At 69.4% G+C, this 22,834-nt stretch carries 24 protein-coding genes; 17 read left to right on the top strand and 7 right to left on the bottom strand.

Features of this window, described 5'->3' with window-relative positions; translation table 11 throughout:
* Positions 1-3: 3 nt before the first annotated feature.
* Positions 4-378 (top strand): DUF7522 family protein, encoded by a 375-nt coding sequence (locus tag NGM10_RS01750; protein ID WP_253481156.1) that lies wholly within the window; start codon positions 4-6, stop codon positions 376-378.
* Positions 379-396: 18 nt separating this feature from the next.
* Here NGM10_RS01750 and NGM10_RS01745 read toward each other — a convergent pair whose 3' ends face one another.
* Positions 397-1,584: a pyridoxal phosphate-dependent aminotransferase gene (locus NGM10_RS01745; protein WP_253481153.1), complete on the bottom strand. Its 1,188-nt coding sequence runs from the start codon at positions 1,582-1,584 to the stop codon at positions 397-399.
* Between the two features lie 529 nt (positions 1,585-2,113).
* On the opposite strand from NGM10_RS01745, the gene NGM10_RS01740 reads away from it, so the two are divergent.
* The 7 genes from NGM10_RS01740 to menE all read left to right on the top strand — a co-directional run bounded on the left by NGM10_RS01740 (position 2,114) and on the right by menE (position 8,902).
* The gene (locus tag NGM10_RS01740; RefSeq protein ID WP_253481151.1) at positions 2,114-3,007 is read left to right on the top strand and encodes a 1,4-dihydroxy-2-naphthoyl-CoA synthase; all 894 of its coding nucleotides are present in this window, start codon (positions 2,114-2,116) and stop codon (positions 3,005-3,007) included.
* 434 nt (positions 3,008-3,441) lie between these two features.
* Positions 3,442-3,681: an antitoxin VapB family protein gene (locus tag NGM10_RS01735; RefSeq protein ID WP_253481148.1), complete on the top strand. Its 240-nt coding sequence runs from the start codon at positions 3,442-3,444 to the stop codon at positions 3,679-3,681.
* Positions 3,678-4,073, top strand: a complete 396-nt coding sequence (locus NGM10_RS01730) for a PIN domain-containing protein (protein WP_253481145.1) — start codon at positions 3,678-3,680, stop codon at positions 4,071-4,073. The genes NGM10_RS01735 and NGM10_RS01730 overlap by 4 nt, the downstream gene beginning before the upstream one ends.
* 59 nt (positions 4,074-4,132) lie before the next feature.
* A complete protein-coding gene (locus NGM10_RS01725; RefSeq protein WP_253481142.1) occupies positions 4,133-5,149 on the top strand; it encodes an NAD(P)/FAD-dependent oxidoreductase in 1,017 nt (338 codons plus the stop codon).
* A gap of 159 nt (positions 5,150-5,308) precedes the next feature.
* Positions 5,309-6,250 carry a 1,4-dihydroxy-2-naphthoate polyprenyltransferase gene (locus NGM10_RS01720; protein WP_253481139.1) on the top strand — a complete coding sequence of 314 codons (942 nt, stop codon included), beginning with the start codon at positions 5,309-5,311 and terminating at the stop codon, positions 6,248-6,250.
* A complete protein-coding gene (locus tag NGM10_RS01715; protein ID WP_253481135.1) occupies positions 6,247-7,296 on the top strand; it encodes a mandelate racemase/muconate lactonizing enzyme family protein in 1,050 nt (349 codons plus the stop codon). Before NGM10_RS01720 ends, NGM10_RS01715 begins: the two co-directional genes overlap by 4 nt.
* Positions 7,289-8,902, top strand: coding sequence for an o-succinylbenzoate--CoA ligase (menE, locus tag NGM10_RS01710; protein ID WP_253481132.1), 1,614 nt, complete (start codon positions 7,289-7,291; stop codon positions 8,900-8,902). The genes NGM10_RS01715 and menE overlap by 8 nt, the downstream gene beginning before the upstream one ends.
* On the opposite strand, the gene NGM10_RS01705 is transcribed toward menE, so the two are convergent.
* The gene (locus NGM10_RS01705) at positions 8,899-10,098 is read right to left on the bottom strand and encodes a glycoside hydrolase 5 family protein (protein WP_253481131.1); all 1,200 of its coding nucleotides are present in this window, start codon (positions 10,096-10,098) and stop codon (positions 8,899-8,901) included. The genes menE and NGM10_RS01705 overlap by 4 nt on opposite strands.
* A gap of 196 nt (positions 10,099-10,294) precedes the next feature.
* Between NGM10_RS01705 and NGM10_RS01700 the strand changes: the two genes are divergently transcribed.
* From NGM10_RS01700 to NGM10_RS01685, 4 genes are all read left to right on the top strand, one after another.
* Positions 10,295-11,005 (top strand): NRDE family protein, encoded by a 711-nt coding sequence (locus NGM10_RS01700; protein ID WP_253481128.1) that lies wholly within the window; start codon positions 10,295-10,297, stop codon positions 11,003-11,005.
* 25 nt (positions 11,006-11,030) lie between these two features.
* Complete coding sequence (locus NGM10_RS01695) at positions 11,031-11,375, top strand: helix-turn-helix transcriptional regulator (RefSeq protein ID WP_253481125.1); 345 nt, start codon at positions 11,031-11,033, stop codon at positions 11,373-11,375.
* Between the two features lie 148 nt (positions 11,376-11,523).
* A complete protein-coding gene (locus tag NGM10_RS01690; RefSeq protein ID WP_253481123.1) occupies positions 11,524-12,948 on the top strand; it encodes an APC family permease in 1,425 nt (474 codons plus the stop codon).
* A gap of 2 nt (positions 12,949-12,950) precedes the next feature.
* Positions 12,951-13,637 carry a universal stress protein gene (locus NGM10_RS01685; protein WP_253481121.1) on the top strand — a complete coding sequence of 229 codons (687 nt, stop codon included), beginning with the start codon at positions 12,951-12,953 and terminating at the stop codon, positions 13,635-13,637.
* Between the two features lie 37 nt (positions 13,638-13,674).
* Here NGM10_RS01685 and NGM10_RS01680 read toward each other — a convergent pair whose 3' ends face one another.
* Positions 13,675-14,430 carry a class I SAM-dependent methyltransferase gene (locus tag NGM10_RS01680; protein ID WP_253481119.1) on the bottom strand — a complete coding sequence of 252 codons (756 nt, stop codon included), beginning with the start codon at positions 14,428-14,430 and terminating at the stop codon, positions 13,675-13,677.
* Positions 14,431-14,558: 128 nt separating this feature from the next.
* Between NGM10_RS01680 and NGM10_RS01675 the strand changes: the two genes are divergently transcribed.
* On the top strand, positions 14,559-15,479 hold the full coding sequence (locus tag NGM10_RS01675; protein ID WP_253481116.1) for a glycosyltransferase family 2 protein: 921 nt from the start codon (positions 14,559-14,561) through the stop codon (positions 15,477-15,479).
* A 30-nt stretch (positions 15,480-15,509) separates the two neighbouring features.
* On the opposite strand, the gene gatA is transcribed toward NGM10_RS01675, so the two are convergent.
* Both gatA and gatC read right to left on the bottom strand, forming a co-directional pair.
* The gene (gatA, locus tag NGM10_RS01670) at positions 15,510-16,784 is read right to left on the bottom strand and encodes an Asp-tRNA(Asn)/Glu-tRNA(Gln) amidotransferase subunit GatA (protein ID WP_253481112.1); all 1,275 of its coding nucleotides are present in this window, start codon (positions 16,782-16,784) and stop codon (positions 15,510-15,512) included.
* Positions 16,785-16,793: 9 nt separating this feature from the next.
* Positions 16,794-17,072, bottom strand: a complete 279-nt coding sequence (gene gatC, locus NGM10_RS01665; RefSeq protein ID WP_253481109.1) for an Asp-tRNA(Asn)/Glu-tRNA(Gln) amidotransferase subunit GatC — start codon at positions 17,070-17,072, stop codon at positions 16,794-16,796.
* Between the two features lie 270 nt (positions 17,073-17,342).
* Here gatC and NGM10_RS01660 point away from each other — a divergent pair, with 270 nt between their 5' ends.
* From NGM10_RS01660 to NGM10_RS01645, 4 genes are all read left to right on the top strand, one after another.
* Positions 17,343-18,320, top strand: coding sequence for a transcription initiation factor IIB (locus NGM10_RS01660; RefSeq protein WP_253481107.1), 978 nt, complete (start codon positions 17,343-17,345; stop codon positions 18,318-18,320).
* A gap of 88 nt (positions 18,321-18,408) precedes the next feature.
* The gene (locus NGM10_RS01655; RefSeq protein ID WP_253481105.1) at positions 18,409-19,473 is read left to right on the top strand and encodes a phosphotransferase family protein; all 1,065 of its coding nucleotides are present in this window, start codon (positions 18,409-18,411) and stop codon (positions 19,471-19,473) included.
* 78 nt (positions 19,474-19,551) lie between these two features.
* Positions 19,552-20,025 carry an NUDIX hydrolase gene (locus NGM10_RS01650; RefSeq protein ID WP_253481103.1) on the top strand — a complete coding sequence of 158 codons (474 nt, stop codon included), beginning with the start codon at positions 19,552-19,554 and terminating at the stop codon, positions 20,023-20,025.
* Between the two features lie 140 nt (positions 20,026-20,165).
* On the top strand, positions 20,166-20,690 hold the full coding sequence (locus tag NGM10_RS01645) for a hypothetical protein (RefSeq protein WP_253481102.1): 525 nt from the start codon (positions 20,166-20,168) through the stop codon (positions 20,688-20,690).
* Here the strand turns inward: NGM10_RS01645 and NGM10_RS01640 are convergent.
* Both NGM10_RS01640 and NGM10_RS01635 read right to left on the bottom strand, forming a co-directional pair.
* Entirely contained in the window at positions 20,687-21,850 is a 1,164-nt protein-coding gene (locus NGM10_RS01640; RefSeq protein WP_253483728.1) for an asparagine synthase C-terminal domain-containing protein, read from the bottom strand. The genes NGM10_RS01645 and NGM10_RS01640 overlap by 4 nt on opposite strands.
* Positions 21,850-22,533 carry a PHP domain-containing protein gene (locus NGM10_RS01635; RefSeq protein ID WP_253481100.1) on the bottom strand — a complete coding sequence of 228 codons (684 nt, stop codon included), beginning with the start codon at positions 22,531-22,533 and terminating at the stop codon, positions 21,850-21,852. Before NGM10_RS01635 ends, NGM10_RS01640 begins: the two co-directional genes overlap by 1 nt.
* Between the last annotated feature and the right edge of the window lie 301 nt (positions 22,534-22,834).

Raw genomic sequence — 22,834 nt, 5'->3', positions numbered from 1 at the left:
CGCATGTCAGAGACGCCCTCCGAAGCCCTCACCGAATTTCTGCAAGACTACGTCGGCGACCACCTGCGGAGCGTGATATTCTACGACGAGGACGGCGCGGAGCTCCTGTACGTCCGCGACGACGTCGCCGAACAGTACTCCGAAGACGAGATCGGGCGAGTCGTCGACGACGTTCGACTCGAAGCCGTCGAGAAACCGCATCAGGAGGACCTCTACGCCCACGGTCGGCTGAACTGCACGGTCCGATGCTTCGACGACGCTGTCGAGATGCACTTCCCCCGCGACGAGACGAGCGGGACCGCGGTCGCGCTCGACGGCGAGGTGTTCGCGGTCCACAACACCTTCGTCGGCAAGTGCATGGAGGCGATGGACCGCTAATGCAACCGAGGAGTCGTCTTACCGGCGCTCGTGGGCCATCTCCTCGATTCGGTCGAGGCCCTCGCCGATGCGCTCGACGCTGTTGGCGAAGCTGAGCCGGATGTAGCCCTCGCCCGCCTCGCCGAAGCCGTCGCCCGGCGCGGTGACGACGCCGTACTCGTCGAGCAGTCGCTCGGCCACCTCGAAGCTGGTGCCCGGGAAATCGCTCACGTCGAGGAAGGCGTAGAAGGCCCCCTCGGGCCGGGGACACGAGACCCCCGGAATCTCCGCGACGCGCTCGACCACGTAGTCCCGGCGTTCCTCGAACGCGGCCTTCATCTCGGCGACCGGCTCCTGTGGGCCGGTCAGCGCCGCGAGCGCGGCGTGCTGGCTCACGCTCGACGTGCAGGCCGTCGTGCTCTCACCAAGGCGGCTGACCGCGTCGACCACCGGCTGAGGTCCGGCAAGCCACCCCAGTCGCCACCCGGTCATGGCGTAGGTCTTCGAGCACGACCCCACGGTCAGCACGCGGTCTGGGTGGTCGACGTACGACGCCATCCCCCGGAACTCCCGGTCGTAGGTCAGGCGACCGTACACCTCGTCGGCGATGACGTAGGCGTCGTGGTCGGCCGCGACGTCCGCCACTGCGCTGACCGCGTCCTCGTCGTAGACTCGGCCGGTCGGGTTCGATGGGGTCGTCAGGATGACCGCCGCGGTGTCGTCGGTGATGGCCTCGCCGACGAGTTCGGGGTCGAGGTCGAACCCCTCGTCGGCGGGCAAGGGCACCTCGACCGGGTTCGCACCCGCGACAACGGCGTGGTTGACGTAGTTCGGCCACGCGGGCGTCGGAATCACGACCTCCTCGCCCGGTCCCGCGACCGCGAGGACCGCGAGCGACAGCGCCTCCATCGCGCCGTTCTTGACGGTGACCTGCTCGGGACTCACTTCGACGCCGTCCTCGCGGGCCAGCGTCTCGGCGATGGCCGCCCGGAGCTCGGGGATTCCCGCGTTCTGGGTGTACTCGGTGTGGCCCTCACGGGCCGCCGCCTCCGCGGCGTCGATGACGTGTTCGGGCGTGTTGAAGTCGGGTACGCCGACGTGGAGGCGAACCGGGTCGCCGTCGTACTCCTCGGCGAGGTCGAACATCACGCGTATCTTCGAGCGTTCGAGGTCGCCGGTCCGTGCGGCGAGTCGGGCAGTCGGGGGCCGCTGGCTGGCGTCGGTCATGGGCAAGGACACGGAGTCCCCCATCAAGTAGTTTGGTGCGTGCGGGGCGGTTGCCGGATTCGCCCTCGGAGGTGTCGGCTGGCGAATCTTTCCACGGAGTATCGCGCCCGCCGACCAACCGCCGGGACATCTGCCGGTGAACCAATCCACCGGCGAATCTGCCGGTGAACCAATCCACCGACGAATCTGCCGGTGAACCAATCCACCGGCGAATCTGCCGGTGAACCGGTCCACCCGGGTGGGACTGAAAGGGGCCGCCCGCTCGCGTTCACTTCAGTCGCCTCTGCGGGCAACTATTTCCGCGGCGGGCGGTGCGGAGAGCCGCGGAAATATCCCGCAGAGCGACCGCGAGCGGGCGGGGGCTTTCTGGCGGTTCTTGACTCCGTCGTCTCCGTTCTGTACCGGGCGAGCGGGGGCTTTCGAGGAGGGCACTCGGACAGCGGAAAGAGTCCCGCGAACACACGCTCCAGACCAATCCCCTACAAGCGAACGAGGAACCTATTTGGGCGTCCCACCCCGACCCCGACACATGGTATCCGACATCTTCGACCCAGAGGCGTGGGAGCCCGCGGGACCCGACTTCGACGACATCACCTACCACCGCGCGGTCGATTCGGGCACGGTCCGGATCGCGTTCGACCGCCCCGAGGTGCGGAACGCCTTCCGACCGAAGACGGTGGACGAACTCTACGACGCGCTCGACCACGCCAAGCGCCAGACCGACGTGGGCTGCGTCCTGCTGACCGGCAACGGCCCCTCCCCGAAGGACGGCGGGTGGGCGTTCTGCGCGGGCGGCGACCAGACGGTCCGGGGCGATGAGGGGTACGAATATCGCGGCGAGGACGGCGAGACCGACCGCGCCGCGAAGGGCGGTCGCCTCCACATCCTCGAAGTCCAGCGGCTCATCCGCCACATCCCCAAGCCCGTGGTCTGCGTGGTCCCCGGGTGGGCGGTCGGCGGCGGCCACAGCCTCCACGTCGTCTGTGACATGACCATCGCCAGCGAGGACCACGCCGTGTTCAAGCAGACCGACCCCGACGTGGCCTCCTTCGACGGCGGGTTCGGGTCGGCCTACCTCGCCCGGCAGGTCGGCCAGAAGAAGGCCCGCGAGATATTCTACCTCGGGAAGGACTACAGCGCCGAGGAGGCCGCCGACATGGGGATGGTCAACGAGGTGGTCCCCCACGACGAACTGGAGGAGGTCGCGCTGGAGTGGGCCGAGGAGATAAACTCGAAGAGTCCGACCGCCATTCGGATGCTCAAGTACGCCTTCAACCTCGATTCGGACGGCATGGTCGGCCAGCAGGTGTTCGCGGGCGAGGCGACGCGACTGGCGTACATGACCGACGAGGCCAAGGAGGGCCGGGACGCCTTCGTCGAGGGTCGGGAACCCGATTTCGACGAGTTCGACTGGCACTACTAGGACCCACCTTTTTTCTTCGTCGGGTGCGCGCAGAGGCGACCGCGATGCGGTCGCCTCTGCTTGCCCACCCTCCTCGAAAAAATCTGCACCGTGGGAGGCGAGCTCCCACGAGCCTTCGTTCGCTTCGCTCACGAAGAGACCAAAAAAGAGCCACTCGTTCGGCGATTTCGGGCCGCTCGGCGGCCCGAAATCGCCGCACTCGTGGTTCTGAAACCGGTGCGCGCGCTTCGCGCGCTGTCGGTGCTACTGGTGCGGACGCTTCGCGTCCTGCGCGGTGGTCGGTGTCACTCTTCGCTACGGCCACACATTCAAATACGAAGCCGGGACCAACTCGGGCCATGACCGTACTCGGCGTGGATGCTGGCCGACCGTTCCCCTCGATACGGACGCTAATCGGGGGAATATTGATGAACGCGCGGAAGCGTATTGCCGACATGGACGAGACCATCCGCGTCTCCGAGGAGTTCTACTCGTGGGTGGAGTCCCGCAAGCGCGAGGACGAGACGATGGAGGACGCGCTCCGGCGTCTCACTCGCCGAGCGCACCCGAGCGAGGTCACTGGCCTCTTCACTCCGGAGGAAGCCGAGGAGATGAAGGAAGCGGTAAAGCGGCTCCGTGAAGGCGACGCAGAGCGAAAACGCCGAGCGCGAGAGGCCTTTTCGAGCGACGAATGATACTCGACTCGACGTACGTCTTCGACCTGATGGCAGAAGACCGGGGCGCGTTCGAGAAAGGCGTCGAGATAGTCGAGCGGGGCGAACTCCAGTGGCTCCCGGTTCCCGTCGTCGCGGAGACGTTCTACGGCGCGGCGACAGAGCGAAGCGACACCACCAAGTTCGAGATTCGGAATCGGCTACTCGGGTATCCCCGAATCGACCTGAACGAAGAGCTAAGCCGCGCCGCGGGCCAACTGCTCGCAAGCGCAGACGACGACTCGGGCGAAGATAGCGGAGTGGGTTGGAACGACGCTCACATCGCCGCGATTGCGAACGTTCTCGACCAGCCTGTCCTCACCGACAACGTAGCCGACTTCGAGCGCCTCGGCGTCGAGGTCGAAACGTACTGACGACACCCCCGACCCGGCCGCCAGCCCGCTTAAGGCCGTCAACGTCCAATTCGAACCACATGACCGACGAGACTCGGGAGTACGAAGTCGCAGTCGTCGGCGGCGGTCCCGCCGGGCTCACGGCCGCGCTGTACACCACGCGACTCGGCCACGACACGGTCGTCGTGAACCGCGGCGGCGGCCGCGCCGCCATGATGGCCGACACCCACAACGTGGTCGGCGTCACCGAGGACGTGTCGGGCAAGGAGTTCCTCGAGACGGCCCGCGAGCAGGTCGAGAGCTACGGGACCGACTACGTCCGCGGGTTCGTCGAGTCGGCCGAACGACGCGACGACGGGCGGTTCCGTCTGGACGCCCGAGACGCCGACTTCGTCGCCGACGCGGTGGTGCTGGCGACCGGCTTCTCGGACGCCGAACCCGACCCGCCGCTCCCGCCCACCGGCCGGGGACTCCACTACTGCCTGCACTGCGACGCCTACATGTTCGTGGACGAACCGGTGTTCGTGATGGGCGCGGGCGAGTCGGCCGCCCACGTCGCGATGGTCATGCTCAACTTCACCGCCGACGTGGACCTGCTGACCCGAGGCGAGGACCCCGAGTGGAGCGACGAGACCGACCGACAGCTCCGGGCCCACCCGGTCGATATCGTCCACGAGGAGGTCGTCGGCATGGAGAAGGGCGACGACGGCTGGCTGGCGGGCTTCGAGTTCGAGGACGGACGTTTCCGGGAGTACCGCGGCGGCTTCCCGATGTACGGCAGGCGGTACAACAACGGCCTCGCGGCGGAGCTGGGTTGCGACCTCGGCGACGACGGGGCGGTCCTCGTGGACGAGAGCGGCGAGACCAGCGTGGAGGGCGTCTACGCGGTCGGCGACCTCACGCCCGGCCACAGCCAGATTCCGGTGGCGATGGGCGAGGGAGCGAACGCGGGCATTGCGGTTCACTACTCCCTCCGGGAGTTCCCGAAGTCACTCGCCGACATCGAATCCGAGGGCGAAGTCCCGCCCGACGACGTTCCTGGCGTCTCTGAAAAGCTACGGCAGGCGGCCCGCGAGTTCGCCGCGGGCGACGACTGAGCGTCGCTTCACCATCCTGCCTCCGTCATTCGTTTAAGTGGTTCTGGCGACAAGGAGTAGATACGAGCGGAGAACGGTTCTCTCGGTGACTCTCGTTCGGTAGCTCCCGCGCCGCGAAAACCACAGGTGCTATTGTTCGCTCGCCGTAACCTCCGGACGATGACCGAAACGACGACCGAACGCTCTCGCCGGGAGGCGTGGCTGATGGCCGCCCGGCCCCACACCCTTCCCGCGGCGGCCGCGCCCGTCATCGTCGGCACCGGCCTCGCGGTCCACGAGGGCGTGTTCGCGGCGCTTCCGGCGCTGGCGGCCTTCCTCGGCGCGGCGCTCATCCAGATCGGCACCAACTTCGCCAACGACTACTACGACGCCGTGAAGGGCGTCGACACCGACGAGCGCGAGGGGTTCACCCGGGTCACCCAGTCGGGGCTCATCGCGCCCGAGTCGGTCAAGCGCGCGATGTACGCCACCTTCGCGCTCGCGATACTCGTCGGGGTCTACCTCGTCTGGGTCGGCGGCCTGCCCATCCTCGTCATCGGTCTCGCGAGCGTGATTTCGGGCGTGGCCTACGCGGGCGGTCCCTACCCCCTCGGCTCCCACGGTCTCGGCGACCTGTTCGTCTTCGTCTTCTTCGGCGTCGTCGCCGTGATGGGCACCTTCTACGTGCAGGCGGCCGCGGTCCTCGCCCCCGCCTTCCCCACCGCGATTCCCGAGGGAACGGTTACCCTCGCGGCGTTCGTCGCCAGCCTCCCGGTCGCGGCCATCTCCACGAACATCCTCGTGGTCAACAACGTCAGGGACCTCGAAACCGACCGGAAGGCGGGCAAGAAGACGCTCGCGGTCCTCGTCGGCTACACCGCCAGCAGGGCGGAGTTCGTCGGGATGCTCGCGGTCGCGTACGCCGTCCCGTTCTGGTTCTGGCTCTCGGAGGGCTACGCTCCGGCGGTCGTCCTGCCGCTCGTGACGATTCCCTACGCCGCGTCGGTCGCCCGAACTGTCCTCACCGACGCCTCGGGCGAGGCCCTGAACCCCGCGCTGGAGCAGACCGGGAAACTGCTCGCGGGCTACTCGGTGCTGTTCGCGCTGGGGCTGCTCGCATGAACGCCGAAACCCGGCCCTTCTCGCTCGCGCTCGCCGACCCCCTCGACACCGCCCGCGGCCCAATCGAGCGGCGCGAAGGATTCTTGCTCCGCGTGGAGGACGCCGAGGGTTCGGTCGGGGTCGGCGAGGCCGCCCCGCTCCCGGGGTGGACCGAGTCCCGCGAGGAGTGCGAGGCGGCGCTGGACGACGCCGCGAGCGCACTCGAATCGGGCGAGCGACCGGAATCGGTCCTCGCCGACCTCGGCGGCGGGGTCGCGCGCGGCGCGACCCCCGCCGCCCGCCACGCCCTCGACCTCGCGCTCGCCGACCTCCGGGCCTCGCGCGAGGGCCTCGCGCTCTATCGCTTCCTCGGCGCGTCGGACCGGGTGGAGAGCGTGCCGGTCAACGCGACCGTCGGCGACGCCGGAGTCGAGGAGACGGTCGAAGTCGCCGAGCGCGCGGTCGAATCCGGCTTCGACTGCGTCAAGCTGAAGGTCGGTTCCCGCCCCCTCGCGGCCGATATCGAGCGCGTCGAGGCGGTCGCCGACGCGCTCGCCGACGCCGAACTCCGTGCCGACGCCAACGGCGCTTGGACCCGCCCCGAGGCCCAGCGGTTCCTCGACGCGGTCGGGAACCGACTCGCCTACGTCGAACAGCCCCTGCCCGCGACCGACCTCGCCGGACTCGCGGCGCTCTCGGGCCCGGTCGCGCTCGACGAGACCCTCGCTCGGGTCGCGTTCGAGGACGCCCTCGACGCCGACCCCGACGCGGTCGTCCTGAAGCCGATGGCGCTCGGCGGGCCGCGACCGGCGGTCGCGGCCGCCGAGCGGGCGCGCGAGGCGGGGGTTCTCCCCGTCGTGACGACCACCATCGACGGCGTCGTCGCCCGGACCGCGGCGGTCCACGTCGCGGCCGCGATTCCGGAACGCCCGGCGTGTGGTCTCGCGACCGCCGACCTGCTCGAATCCGACCTCGGACCGGACCCAGCGTCGGTCGAGGACGGGCGTGCGGTCGTCCCGCAGGCCCCCGGCAACGGAACTCCGGAGGTGTGGCCCGACGATGCGTGAGAACGGTCGGGATTCGGAGACCACCCGCGACTGGCTGACCCACCGGGCGCGGACCTCGCCCGAGGCGACCGCGCTCGTGGAGGCCGGAGACGGGACCGAGCGGACATACGCCGAACTCGACTCGGCCGTTTCGGAGACCGCGGGCCGACTCGCGGCGCTGGGCGTCCGGGAGGGCGACCACCTCGGCGTGCTGATGGAGACCAGTGTCGCGTTCGTCCGGCTGGTCCACGCCGCGATGCGACTCGGCGCGGTGCTGGTGCCCCTGAACGCCCGGCTCGCCCGGCCCGAACTGGCCCGGCAGGCCGAGACGGCCGACCTGACCCTCGTGGTCTGCGAGCGCGAGACCGAGGCCGACGCGGTCGCCGTCGCGGAGGCGGTCGCGGGCTCGGACCTCCCGGCCGCGGTCCCGGAGCTTCCTGTCGCGTCGGTCGATTCGCCCGAATGCGAGTCGGTCGCCGCGCTCCGCGCCGCGGAGCGCGGCGACCTCGATTCTGGGGGAGAGCTCGCCGACTCCGGGCGCGAAGTCGCCGGTTCCGGCGACTTCGCGCCCGCCGAGTGGTCGCGTAGCGACACGCAGGCGATGCTGTTCACGTCGGGCACCACCGGCGACCCGAAGGCGGTCGAACTCTCGATGGGGAACTTCCTCGCGAGCGCGACCGCCTCGGCGTTCAGGCTGGGCGCGACCCCCGACGACCGGTGGCTCCTCTGTCTGTCGATGTACCACATGGGCGGGCTCTCGGTCGTCCTCCGGTCGGCGCTCTACGGCGCGACCGTGGTCCTGCAAGAGGGGTTCGACGCCGGGGCCGCGGTCGACGCAATCGCGGAGTACGAGGCGACTGGCGTCTCGCTGGTGCCGACGATGCTCCGGCGGATGCTCGACGCGAGCGAGGGGGAGGGACTCGCGGATTCCCTGCGATTCGTCCTGCTGGGGGGCGCGCCCGCCTCCGACGACCTGATATCGCGCTGCGAGACGCTCGGCGTACCGGTCCACCCGACCTACGGGATGACCGAGACCGCCTCCCAGATAGCGACCGCACGGCCCCGCGAGGCGTTCGAGCACCGGGGCACCGTCGGCCGACCGCTCCTGTGGACCGACGTGACCGTAATCGACGGGGACGGGAATCCACTGCCCGAGGGCGAGGTCGGCGAACTCGCGGTCTCGGGACCGACCGTGATGGCGGGGTACTACGGCGACCGGGAGGCCACCGCGGCGGCGTTCGGGCCCCACGGCCTCCGCACCGGCGACGTGGGCTACCGCGACGAGGGCGGCCGTATCTGGGTGCTCAACCGCCGCGAGGACCGCATCGTCACCGGCGGCGAGAACGTCCACCCCGGCGAGGTGGTCGAGGTCCTCCGCGAGCACTCGGGGGTGCGCGACGCCGCGGTCGTCGGCCTCGACGACGAGGAGTGGGGCGAGCGCGTCGCGGCGCTGGTCGTCCCCGAGGGGGATGCGGAGCTCTCGGTGGCGGCCCTCGAAGCCCACTTCGAGGGCCGCCTCGCGGGGTACAAGCGCCCCAGAACGGTCGAGTTCGCCGACGAACTCCCCCGGACCGCGTCGGGGACCGTCGAGCGCGAGGCGGTCCGCGAGCGCCTTCGAAAGAGCTAGGTCCCGTCCGAGACCGCCGCGGCCCACTCGGGCCACTCGCGGCGCTCCTCGCCGTCGAACGACGCCTCGCCCGACATCGCCGCGATGGCCCGGGCGTCCTCGGCGCTGTACACCGTTCCGTCCTCGTGGAACAGGCCGTTGAGCACGCCGTGTTTCCGCTGGGCCGGAACGAACGCGGGCTTGACCATCAGCGACCAGAAGAAACTGCCGAATCCGGCCTCGTGGACGAGCGGCGCGAGCGACGCGTAGTTCGGCCCCTTCTGGTCGTCGGGCGGTTCGGCGGCGAACCCCGTCGCCTCCCGGACCCGCTGCCACTCCGAGAGCCAGACCGGCGCGTCGAGTTCGTCGGCGACCGCCCGATTCGATTCGAGCATCTCGCGGTAGGTGGCTCGGCTCTCAGCGAAGTTGTAGTGAAACTGGAGAGCGTCAGAGCCCCAGTCGAGGTATTCGGCGTTGTTCGCCATGCTGGTCGACCCGACGGTCAGCGCGACCGACCCGCGGTCGTCGGCCATCGTCTCGAACACCCCGCGGGCGAACTCGGTCGAGTGGCTCGTCCAGCCGGGTTCGTTCATGGCTTCGAGCGCCAGTAGGCGGTCGTCGTCGCCGTAGCGCTCCATCGCCCAGCCGACGTACTCCATCGGGGCGTCCCACCGCGATTTCCGCTTCATGACCGAAGAGGCGGGCGACTTGACTCCGGTGGCGGTCCGGGGGTCGGTGTCACGGAGGCGTTCCTCGCTGGGTTCTTTCCCCGCGAAGTCGAAGAGGCTGAGGACGACCGACAGGTCGCGGTCGTCGGCCGCAGACAGGAAGTGGTCGAGGCGCTCGGCGTGGGCCTCGGGGGCTTCCTCCCAGAACTCGAAGCTCGCCCACGCTCGGATGGCGTTCAGGTTCACCTCGGTCGCGTACCCGAGGTCGCGCTCGACGACCTCGTGGTCGTAGTCGGCCCACTGCTGGTAGACGTTGAACGCCCGCGCCGGGACGTAGATAGCGCCGCGGACGTCGAGGGGGTCGCGTTCGTCGGCCGACTCCTCGAAAGTGAGTTCGGCGGGCGCTGCGGGCCCGTCCGTCTTGTCGCCGTCGCTCGTCTCGCCGTCCCGCGTCGCCCCGAGCAGGCTCCGGGTGGAACAGCCAGCGATGCCCGCGAGACCCGCCGTCACGCCCGCGGAGAGGAAACGGCGTCGGGTGTGGTCGACCATAGCAGGGCCACGACGCCACCGTCAATAACGGTTATTGCAGTTCGCGTCGGCCCCCCGGGCGGTGGTTCGGGGGCGGTGTCGTCCCTCCGGGTCGCTGGCCGAGGCGACCTCGGCCAGCGACCCGGAGCGTTTCGGTCAACGGAACGGAACGTTTCGGCCCGCGACTCTTTAGAGGGGTGAGGACGTAGCTCCGGGCGTGTGTACGCTCATCCTCGCGTGGCGGGTGTTCGAGGGGACGCCGATAGCCGCCGCGGCGAACCGCGACGAGGCGCTCGGTCGCCCGTCGCGACCGCCGGGCGTCATCGACTCCGAGCCCGAGGTCGTCGCTCCGCGGGACGAGGAGGCGGGCGGAACGTGGATCGGCTACAACGACGCGGGGCTGTTCGTCGCGGTGACCAACCGCCGGGCCGAGGTCGAGGGCGGGCGCTCGCGCGGCCTGCTCGTTCGGGACGCGCTCGCCCGCGAGTCGGCGCGCGAGGCCGTCTCGTTCGTCAGAAGCGAACTGGCTGGCACCGACTACGCGGGGTTCAACCTCGTGGTGGCCGACGCCGACGACGCGGCTCTGCTGGCGTGGGACGGCGTCCTCCGGGAGACCCGCTTCGACCCCGGCGTCCACGTCGTCGTCAACGAGGGCCACGACGCCGACGCGCCGAAGGCCGAGCGAATCCGCGAGGCGGTCCGACCCGACCCCGAGACCGACGCCGAGGAGTGGTTCGAGCGCGCCGGGGCGGTCCTTCGGGACCACGACCTCGACGCCTGCGTCCACGGCGAGGCGTTCGGCACCCGGTCGTCGTCGCTGGTGGCAATCGACGCCGACCGAGGGGGTCGCTATTGGTTCGCCGAGGGCAGACCCTGCGAGACCGACTACGAGGCGGTCGCGGTCGGCGGCGAGGACGGTCACATTTAAACCGCTCGGGGTCCGTGTTCCGGGTATGGCAGTATCCGAGGAGGACCTCAGCGAGGAGGAGCGCGCGGGGCTCGAACTCGTCCGGGAGTCGGGCGGCATCCACCAGAGCGACTTCTGGAAGGAACTGGGCGTCGACTCCCGGAAGGGGAGCCGCATCGTCGAGTCGCTCGACGAGATGGGACTGGTCCAGCGCGAGGAGACCGTCTACGACGGGCACAACACCTACCTCATCACGCCCGCGGCTCGGGATTTGGACTTCTCGCTTCTGATGGCCGGGGACATGCTCTCGCCGTTCATCGGCGAGGAGGAGATAGACCCCGAGAGCGACGCCTTCTCGCAGTGGATCATGAACCTCGCGTACAGCGAGTAGGCGGCTCTGACGTTCCATCTCGCGTTCTCTCGCGTTCTCTCCTGCTCTCTCCCGCTCTCTCCCACTCGCTCTTTTTGCCCCGGCCGTTTTTTGTTGGCCCGACCGTTTCGGCAGTAGAGATATCTGTCTGGCGGGAATCAGGTGCGCCATGGGAAGCGAGACGCCGCCACCGCCGAGGGGAACCAACATCGAGGGCCGGGCCCCCGACGCCGAGCCCGCGGTCGAGACCGACGAGGCGACCATCACCGAGGACGCCGAGTTGGAGCGCACGCTTGGGCTCTCCGGCGGCCTCGCCATCGGCATCGGGACGATGATCGGTGCGGGAATCTTCGTCTTCCCGGGGTTGGCGGCCGGGCGTGCCGGTCCCGCCGCGGCGGGGTCGTTCGCCATCGGCGCGGTCATCGCGCTTCTTGTCGCGCTACCCGCCTCCGAACTCGCCACGGCGATGCCCAAGAGCGGCGGGGGCTACTACTTCATCTCTCGCGGCCTCGGGACGCTCGCTGGCGCTGTCGTCGGCCTCTCGCTGTGGTTCGGACTGGTGTTCGCGACCGCCTTCTACCTCGTCGGCTTCGGCTTCTACGCCGTCGACACGCTCGTCGAACTCGGCGTGACCGTCGGCGAGGGACTCGTGATTCCGCTGGCACTCGTGTTCGGTGCGGGGTTCACGGTCCTGAACGTCACCGGCACCGAGAACGCCGCGAAGCTCCAGAACGGAATCGTCGCGCTGTTACTCTCGATACTCGCGGTGTTCCTCGTCTACGGCGGTCTCGACGCGCTGGGAATCATCGGCGAATCCAGCGCGCCCGAGACGTTCGCGCCGTTCGGTTCGGTCCCCGTCCTGACCACCGCGGCGCTGGTGTTCACGTCCTACCTCGGGTTCGCGCAGGTGGCGACGGTCGCCGGGGAGATGAAGCGACCCGGTCGGAACCTCCCGCTGGCGATGGTCGGGTCGGTCGTCGTGGTCGGGGTGATGTACGTCGCGACCATCTTCGTCGCGACGAGCGCGTTCGGTAGCGACCGCCTCGCGGCGCTCGGCGAGACCGCGATGGTCGAGGTGGGCCGCGAGTTCCTCGGGCAGGCGGGCGCGCTCGCCATCGTCTTCGGCGGACTCCTCGCCACGATGTCCAGCGCCAACGCGTCGGTCCTCAGCACCTCGCGGGCGATTTACGCCGTCTCGAAGGACGCCCTGTTGCCCCGATGGGCGAGTCGCATCAACCTCAAATACGGCACGCCCCACGTCGCGCTGGGGTTGGCTGGCGGGCCCGTCCTCGTGCTGGTGGCGACGGGGCAGGTCGAGATACTCGCGGAGGTGGCGTCGTTCCTGCACCTAGTGATGTACGGGCTGATGTGCGTCGCGCTCGTCGCGCTCCGGCGCGACGAGCCCGAGTGGTACGACCCGGACTTCCGGGTGCCGGGCTATCCCGCCGTGCCCGTGCTCGGCGCGGTCGCGAGCTTCGCGCTCGTGGGGTTCATGCAACCCGCTTCGCAGGTCATCGGCGTCGCCGTCATGCTCGCGAGCGCCGGGTGGTACCTCTATTACGCTCGGGACGTGACCCTCAAGGGGGAACTCTGACGATGCGCGTACTCGTACCCGTGGCGGTGCTCGAAGGCGAATCGGTCTCGACCGGCCTGACCGGCCTGCTCGCCACCGCCGACGTGACGGTGCTCGGCTACCACGTCCTGCCCGAACAGACGCCGCCCGACCAGGCGCGCATCCAGTACGAGGACCGCGCGACCGAGGCGCTCGAAGACCTCGCAGAGGAGTTCCGGCAGGCGGGCGGCGCGGCCGACCACCGACTCGTGTTCACCCACGACCGCGAGCAGACAGTCGACCGCGTCGTCGACGAGGTCGGCGCGGAGGCCTACGCCATCACCGGGACGACCGGTCCGGTCGAGCGCCTGCTCGTCCCGCTGACCGGCGAGGTCGCGGTCGAGCGCATCCTGTCGTTCGTGGCCGACCTCGTCGGCGACCGAGACATCGGCGTCACGCTGTTCCGGGCCGCCGACGCCGAGACACCCGAGGACCGGACGGAGCTCGACGAAGCCGCCGAGGCACTCGCCGCGGCCGGTATCGACGTTCGAACCGAACTCGCGACCGACAGCCCGGCGTTCGAGGCGCTCGTCGACGCCGTCGCGGGCCACGACGCCGTCGTGATGGGCGAGCGAGCGCCGTCGCTCCGGTCGCTGGTGTTCGGCGAGGAGACCGAGCGCGTCGCGGCCGAGACCGTCGGGCCGGTGCTGGTGGTCCGGAGGGAGGAGTAGCTCGCGACCGGTGGGTCCCGTCGGTGGTAACGCGCTCTTACTTCACCAGTTCCCACACCTGAACGCCGTCGCCGTCTTCGAGGTGTTCACCGTCGAACCCGCCCGAGACCGACCACCCCTCGAACCGAGAGTGGCGCGCCAGCAGTTCGACCTGCTGAGCCGGGAGGTGCGAGAGGACGAACTCGTCGCGTGCCACGACCTCGCCGTCCGTGTTCAGAAGCTCCTGCTCGGTTCGGTAGGTCTGGGCCACCTGATCTTCGATGGTCGCCCGGGAGCGCCCCCGAAGCGTCGTCCCGCCGTATTCTACCTCCCGAACGTCCTGCCACTCGCCGAAGGCCTCGGCGATGACGTCGTACCGGGGGACGTACACGTCGAACAGGAGTCGGCCGCCGGGCTTCAAAACCTCGTGGAGCGCGTCGAGGGCCGCGAGCTGGTCGTCGACTCCCCGGAGGTTGCAGAACGAGTTGTAGGGGACCAGCGCCAGCGCGTACTCCCGGTCGGCGTCGAACGACCGCAGGTCGGCCTCCCAGACCGTGGGTGTGAGCCCCTCGTCGTCGGCCTTCTCCCGGAGGATGTCCAGCATCGCGGGCGAGACGTCGAAGCCGTCGGCGTCGACGCCCCGCCGGAGGAGTTCGAGGTAGAGCCGCCCCGTCCCGCAGGCGGCCTCCAACACGGGTTCGTCGGCGTCGGTCGCCGCGTCGAGATAGAACGACTCGTCGCCGATGTCGCCGTAGTCGTGGGTGGCCTCGTAGAAGACGGCCAGCTCCTCCGAGAACTGATTCGCCGAGCACATATCAGGGTTCGGTCATGACGCGTGAAAAGTTCACCGGACCCCGGGCAGACGACCCGACCAGACCGGAGCTGTCGGGTGAGCGAACGGAACCGTGCCGGTTTTGGTCCTCGGATTTCGGATATCGACACATGTCCTCGCGCCCCCCGACGAGCGTTCTCCTTCCCGCCGTCTCGTGGACGCCCGTCATCGAGGAGGTCGGCGACCAGCTCGGCCCCTCGGACGAACTCCTCGTCGTCTGCGACGCCGAGACCGACCCCGTCACCGACCGGACCGGAGAGTTCCCCGAACGGGCGCGACTCGTCGTCGCTGGCGACCCCGCGGGCTGTTCAGGGAAGGCCAACGCCATCGCCGCCGGGATGGAGGCCGCCGACAACGACCGCATCGTGTGGACGGACGACGACTTCGAGCACCCCGGCGACTGGCTCGACCGGCTACACGACGACTACGACCGTCACGGCCCGACGACCGAGCTCCCGTTCTTCGTCGGTCGCGACCCGCTCGCGGTCCTCCTCGAACCGCTGTACGCCATCGCGGGCACGGCTGGCGTCTACGGCGGGGGAATCGCGTGGGCCGGTGCGGTCGTCTTCGAGCGCGACGACCTCCCCGACGAGGACGCCTTCGTCGAGGACCTCCGCCGAACCGTCAGCGACGACGGCCTGCTCACCGACCGTATCGACGTGACGCCCGTCAAGCGAGTCCGTCGCGTCGAGGTCGGCGGTACCCTCCGCGAGTCCGTCGAGCGCCACGTCCGGTTCACCAAGATCGCCCGGTACCACGACCCCGCGGGGAGCGCGTTCAACGCGGCCCTCGGGACGCTCGCGACCGCGAGCGGACTGCTGGCACCGCTTCCGGCGGCCGTCGTCCTGACCGCGTTGCTCGCAGTGCTGTACGCCGGGTTCGGCCTCCGTCGGTGGACGTTCCTGCTCGCGTATCCCGCGGTGATGCTGTCGGTCCCGCTTTTGGCCTACGGCCTGCTCCGGCCCACCTTCGTCTGGGGCGGGCGGCGCTATCGCTGGACGGCCAAGTTCGACGTAGAAGTGGTCGACTGATCCACCGAGAACGCGGAGCGTCGCCTCTCGTCAGTTCTCCACCGCACTCCCGACCCGGATGATCTCCTCCTCGCCGAACGCCGGGCCGACGAACTGGATGCCGACCGGGCCGCCCTCGACTTCGCCAGCAGGAACCGAGATGGCGGGCAGGTCGGCCAGATTCACCGGCACGGTGTTGGCGTCGGCGAGGTACATCTGGAGCGGGTCGTCCAGACTCTCGCCCCGCTCGAACGGCGGGGTCGGCATCGTGGGGCTCGCCAGCACGTCCACGTCGGCGAACGCCTCGTCGAAGTCCTGCTTGACCCACGCTCGGGCGTTCTGGGCCTGCTTGTAGTACTTGTCGTGGTAGCCCGCCGAGAGCGCGTAGGTGCCCAGCAGGATGCGTCGCTTGACCTCCTCGCCGAAGGCCTCGCGGGACTCGCTGAACGCCTCGTTCCAGTTGCCTTCGAAGCCGCCGGAATTTCCGTACCGGACGCCGTCGAAGCGCGCGAGGTTCGAGGAGGCCTCCGACATCGCGATGACGTAGTAGGCTTCCACCGCGTGCTCGACCGAGGGGAGCGAGACCTCCTCGACCGTCGCGCCCTGCGCGCGGAGGTCGTCGAGCGCTTCCTCGAAGCGCTCGACGACGCCCTCGTCTGCGCCCTCCACGAGTTCGGTGGGGACGCCGACGGTCGTCCCGCCGACGTCGCCGTCGGCGGCCCCGGCGTAGTCGCTGTCGGCTCCTTCCTCGCGCGTCGTGGCGTCGCGCTCGTCCGGGCCAGCGATTACGTCCAGCAGTTCGGCGGCAGCCTCGACTGTGGGCGCGAGCGGGCCGATCTGTTCGAGGCTGTTGGCGTAGGCAACGAGGCCGTAGCGCGAGACCAGCCCGTAGGTGGGCTTGATGCCGACCACGCCGCAGAACGCCGCGGGGTTGCGGACCGACCCGCCCGTATCGGACCCGAGCGCGAGGTCGGCCGCGCCCGCGGCGACCGCGGCCGCGCTCCCGCCCGACGAACCGCCGGGGACCCGGCCGGGCGCGGCGGGGTTGTCGACCGGACCGAACGCCGAGGTCTCGGTGGTCGAGCCCATCCCGAACTCGTCCATGTTGGCCTTGCCGACGACGGTCGCACCCGCCGCCTTCAGGCGTTCGACGACGGTCGCGTCGTAGGGCGGCACGTAGTCGTCGAGCATCTCCGAGCCGCAGGTCGTGCGCACGCCCTCGGTGCTGATGTTGTCCTTGACCGCGACGGTGGCGTCGGCGAGGGGACCCTCGGACTCGCCCTCGACGGTCTCCTCGGTGACGAAGATGTTGTGGTCCGTACTCATGATTGGCGATTACGAGACGTTCGGGCCCTTGAAGTAGCCGTCCTCGGTCTCGGGCGCGTTCGCCAGCGCCTCCTCCGGGCTCAGCGACTCGCGCACCTCGTCGTCGCGCATCACGTTCACGAGGTCGGCCTCGCGGTCGACCTCGGGCACCTCGTCCAGCGTCTCGAAGTAGTCGAGGATGTCGGCGAACTGGTCGGTGAACCGCTCGACCTCGTCGTCGTCGAGTCCGACGCGCGCGAGGCGAGCGACGTGGCGGACCTCCTCGGGGCCGGGCGACGTCTCGCTCATACTCGTAGGGTTTCGCGGGCCAGCGGTAAGGGTTTCGATACGGGACCTCTCGGAAAGTCGTATTTAAAAAGTCGGAGAATTGCATCTAGAGGGCAAAACCGTTAAGGACTGAATACGACAGTTTCGGCCGACGAGAATTCGGTCTGTCGAACGACCCGGCGTTCGCCGAGCCGAAGTATTTAAGTTGTATCGGCTATTATAAAATACTGTCTTCTACACCTGCGGTCCAGCGCACCGTCTACCGTTGGCTATCTCGCCCATACCCAGACCATGACCGATACACGCACCCGTAACCGAGCCGACGAACACACGAACGACGAAACGGAACGCGAACGAAGTGAGCGGGAGGAGCACCGCTGTCCCGAGTGCGGCGGCAACCTCGTCTCCGACGAGGAACGCGGGGAGACCGTCTGCGCGGAGTGCGGCCTCGTGGTCGACGAAGGACAGATCGACCCCGGCCCGGAGTGGCGGGCGTTCGACGCCAAGGAGAAAGACGAGAAGTCCCGGGTGGGCGCCCCGACCACCAACACGATGCACGACAAGGGGCTGTCGACCAACATCGGCTGGCAGGACAAGGACGCCTACGGCAACTCCCTCGGAAGCCGCCAGCGCGAGAAGATGCAGCGTCTGCGCAAGTGGAACGAACGGTTCCGCACCCGCGATTCGAAGGAACGGAATCTGAAGCAGGCGCTCGGCGAGATCGACCGCATGGCGAGCGCGCTCGGCCTGCCGGACAACGTCCGGGAGACCGCCAGCGTCATCTACCGGCGCGCGCTCGACGAGGACCTCCTGCCCGGTCGCTCCATCGAGGGCGTCGCCACCAGCGCGCTCTACGCCGCCGCGCGACAGGCCGGGACCCCGCGGAGCCTCGACGAAATCAGCAACGTCTCGCGGGTCGAGAAGGACGAGATCGCCCGAACCTACCGCTACGTGGTTCGCGAGCTGGGTCTCCAGATTCAGCCCGCCGACCCCAAGAGCTACGTCCCGCGGTTCGTCTCCGACCTCGGCGTGAGCGAGGAGGTCGAGCGCCGCGCGCGCGACCTCCTCGACACCGCGACCGAGAAGGGCATCCACAGCGGGAAGTCGCCCGTGGGACTCGCGGCCGCGGCCGTCTACGCCGCCGCCCTGCTCAGCAACGAGAAGGTGACCCAGAGCGAGGTCAGCGACGTCTCGGACATCAGCGAGGTCACGATTCGGAACCGGTATCACGAACTGCTGGAAGCCAAAGAGGACGCCATCGCGCCCTAATTTTCCGTTTCACTCGGCACGACCGTCGGTGCGTGAGTCGGCCCCACACCACCGAAAGGATTCTAATCGACGACTCGCTACCCGGATTATGGACGAGGTCCCCGAGGCGCGAGCGATTCCGGACTCGACCCTTCGGGAGGTAGTCGAGTCGGCCGACCCGGCGTGGGAACTCCGGGAGGCGACTCCGGCCGAACGGGGGTTCTGTTCGGTCTACCGACTCGCGGTCGCCGACGGCGACACGACGAGACGACTGTACCTGAAGGCCTCGCCGGACGGCCGAGATTGGGCAGTTCCGACCGAAGCCCGAATTCAGGCGGTTCTCCGGGCGCACACGTCGATTCCGGTTCCGGAAGTGGTCGCCGTCACCGACGCCCACGAGACGCTCCCGACGCCTCACTACCTGATGAGCGCGCTCCCCGGCGAGGAGGTCGCCTACGAACGCGTCGGTCGACTCGCTGACGATGCGCTCGAACGACTCGCCCGAGAGACGGGGCAGTACCTGGCCGAACTACACTCGGTTCCGGCGGTAGAGAGCTTCGGACACGCCCGCCACAGCGGTCCCGAACTGACCGGCGAGCGCCCCGCGGGCGACCCGGCGGACCTGACGGTCAGCGAACCGCACGACGACTGGCCGACGTACCTCCGCGAGCGCGTCGACCCGGAACTCGACCGACACGCCGACTCGCGGTTCTCGGACCTGACGCCCGAACTGACCCGGTGGTTCGAAGCGGGCATCGCGAGCCTCGACGGTCCCTTCGACCCCGTTCTGGGGCGCAACGACCACGGACTCCACAACCTCCTCGTCGACCCGGAAACGGGCGAGATCACCGCGATGCTCGACTGGGGCTACACGCTCGCCGTGCCACCGGCCTACGACTTCGAGTTCGCCGTCTACCTCTTCGGCGGGGCCTTCCTCTCGGGGCTTGCCGACGTGTCGGACCGGCGCTCGCTGGTCCGCGAAGCGATGCTGTCGGGGTATCGCGCGGTGGCCCCGAACCGCGCCGAATCGGTTTCGACCCCCGAACCGGTCTACGAGGCGCTGGCGATGGTTCGCATCATGAACGACTTCGAGCACCTCGACCTCCCGGATGGGACCGAACCGGCGGTGATGGACCGCATCCGAGCCGACGCCCGCGCGCTTCTCGACCGATAAGGTAGCGCGAGTGGACCGGACCGGACCCGACTGGACCGGACCGTAACTCGCAAATCCCGACTCCGACATCTCTCCGGCATGGAGACCACGCGCCACTTCACCGCGACCGTCTACGTCGTCCACGACGGCGCGGTCGCCCTGCACCACCACGACCGACTCGACATGTGGCTCCCGCCGGGGGGCCACGTCGGCCGCGACGAACGACCCCGCGAGACCGCCCGCCGGGAGGTCCGCGAGGAGACCGGCCTCGACGTGGACATCCTCGAACCCGAGACCGGCCTCGCCGTCGAGGCGGGGCGTGAACTCCCGCCGCCCGAGCATGTGATGCTGTTCGACATCGACGTCTACCCCGACGGCGAGGTCGGCCACCAGCACGTCGACTTCGTCTACTTCGGGGAGGCTGAGAACCGCGATATCTCGCCCGCCGACGGCGAGGCGAGCGCCGACGAGTGGGAGTGGTTCGGCCGCGAGGACCTCCGGCGGTTCGACGGTCTCACGAGCGAAGTCGTCGAACTCGGCGCGGAGGCCATCGAGCGAGTGCAAGCACGCTGACCGCGAGTCTGTCGCGGCGTTTTCCCCAGCACGGTTTCACCTTTCCTCCGAGTATCGTTCCCCTTTCCTTCGGATACCGTTCCCCGGAGCTTTCGGGCTCGGCAAGCTTAATTATCCCCCGGAAACCATGGTTTCCGTACATGAGTGCAGGGTCGGTCGGAGACCAGCGCCCGGAGCGCTCCGAGGACGATGCAGTCGGCCGATTCGCCGACGCGCTGGCCCCCGGCGAAGAGGTCCGCTGTTCGTGGACCGCGGCGCAGGCGCGGTGGGCCAACGAGTCGGGGATTCGGCCCTCGCCGTCGTCGTTCGCCGCGACCGACCGGCGGCTCCTGTTCTCGACCGGCGAGACGACCACCTCGGTCGGGTGGGACCACGTCCGCGCGGTCGAGGTCGACGCGGGCGTGAGCGCGAACCTCTCGACGCCGCTTCTGGTCTGTGGCGGCGTCGGTCTGCTCGTCGGTCTCGTCGTGGTGACCCGGAGTGCGGTCGACGGGGTCGGGCTTATCGCGCTCTCGCTCGTCATGCTCGTCGGCGGACGCGTCGTCGGAGATTACTCGCAGGAAGCGACCGTGACCGTCGTCATCGACAACGAGCGCCAGCGACTCACGTTCTCCGCGGACGAGGAGGTCGCGGCGACGCTCGACCGACTGGCGAGCGACTCCTAACCGCCGACCCGCGACTCGACGTACTTCGAGACGTGGTCGTCCATCCGGCGCTTGAACCCCGCCCGTCGAGCCAGCCGGTCGAGTTCCCGGGCGACCAGACTCCCGTACTGGACCGCCTTCTTCTCGCGGAACGCCACCGAGTCGGGGACGAACTCGCGGGCGGCGAGCCGGAGCGCCTTCTTGCGCTCGCCCCGCGAGTCCACGAGCAGGTCGCCCGGAAGCCCGAGCGCCGCCCGAACCACCCGGTCGTCGAGCAGGGGCGCGACGGGTTCGACGCCCGCCGCCCGGAGCGCGAGCACGTCCCGCTCCAGTTGGGCGGGGAGGGTGCGGATCACCTCGCGGGTGGCCCCCCGGACCGTGTCGGCCTCGACTCGGGGGTCCTCGGGCGCGCGGGCCACCTTGGCGTAGCCGCCGAACAGTTCGTCGGCCCCCTGTCCGACCGCGAGGCGGTCGTGGCCGTCGCGGGCCGCCCGCTGGCCCGCGAGAAAGAGTGGGAGCGCTATCTGAACGTCCATCGCGTTCGTCCGGCCGGTCGCGCGGGCGACCTCGGGGACCGCGCGTTCGAGGTCCGAGGCGTCGAGTTCGACCACCCGGAGGTCGTCCTCGCGGCCCATGAGTCGGGCGGCCCGCCGGGCAGCGCTCACGTCGTGGCTGTCCGGGAACCCGACGACGTAGAGGGGCGCGTCGATGGCGCTCGCGACGACCGTCGAGTCCACGCCGCCGGAGAAGGCGACCGCGAGGTCGCCTTCGTCGGCGTCCTCGGCCTCGCTCTCGACCTCGGCTTCGGCCACCGAATCGAGGCTTCCCGCGAGGGCGTCCCGGACCGCGACCGCGCGGTCGCGGTCCGGGACGCCCTCGCGGGTCGGTGAAGGCTCCGGGAGCGAGAAGACCCGCTCGACGCCCGATTCCGAGCGCACGCATCCCGCCGGGAGGGGTTCGGGGTCGGCGAGGTCGGCGGGCGAGAACGACCAGTCGCTTCCGCCCGACTCGCCGCCCTCGACGAAAAGCGGCTGGCGGCCGAGCACGTCGCGGACGAGTCGGCCGTCGGGGAGTTCTCCGGCGAAACCGCGGATTCCGGCGCGAGCGCCGGAATCCGCGCCCGGGAGCGGGTCGCGGTCGGCGAGGGCCCCCGCGACCCGGTCAGCCGACGCGCCGCGCATCATAGGAGTTCAGCGAGTCGGTTCTTCACCCGGCGCTTGGCCCCGCCCGCGGCCTGTCGGAAGCTGATCCGCCACGGGGTCCGCTTGCCCTCGACCGTGGTCCGTCCCTCGCGAATCGCGTCGAGGACGGCCTCGGTGGTGGGCTCCTCGGCGTCGATGCAGGTGACGGCCTGCCCGACCATCTCGCTGATGTGGGCGTCGCTCCCGGCGGTCTGGGGGAGACCGCGGCGCTCGGCAAACTCCCTCGCCTTTCGGTTCCCGCGGCCGGTCAACAACCGGGAGTTGTACACCTCGATGGCGTCGGCGGTCGCGAGTTCGGTCTCGGTGATGTTCGCCATGACGCCGCTGCGGGACTTCTGGAACGGGTGGGGGACGACCGCGACGCCGCCCTGATCTCGAATCCGTTCGAGCGTCTCCCCGAACGAGAGTCCGGCGGGGACCCGCTCGCGCACGCCGAGACCGAGGACGTGGCCCGCCGCAGAGCTGATCTCGATTCCCGGAATGGCGACGAGGCCGTACTCGTCGGCCTTTTCGGCGGCTTCGAGGCTCGCGTCGATTTCGTCGTGGTCGGTGATGGCCAGCGCGTCGAGTCCGACGGCCGCCGCCTGCTCCAGCAGGAGGTCGACGTCGTCGCGGCCGTCGTACGAGAGCGACGAGTGGGCGTGAAGCTCGACCGATAGCACGGGAGAGGGTTGGCAGGGCGGTGGCAAAAGCGACTCGGTACGGCGGCGCGGTCGGTCTCGGCGGAGAATTCCCGGGCCGAGTCGCCGCCTCCGGGCGGATTCCGGCCGTCCTGAGTGAGCCGCACGCGATGACTTTCTATATATCGAAATAGGATTTATGAGTTGTACGTCGAACGGCATTAGTAATGGATTTCCGACTATTTCGCGCCGGACTGCCGATTTTTCCATCCTCAGACCGCCTTGTTCCCGTCACGGTCGCCGACGCGAGCCGACGACCGGGACGGCCGCTGGTGGTATACAC

Source organism: Halorussus salilacus, assembly GCF_024138125.1.
GTDB lineage: Archaea > Halobacteriota > Halobacteria > Halobacteriales > Haladaptataceae > Halorussus > Halorussus salilacus.
Note: the sequence above shows the minus strand (reverse complement) of the source record. Positions and strands in the feature narration are given on the sequence as shown.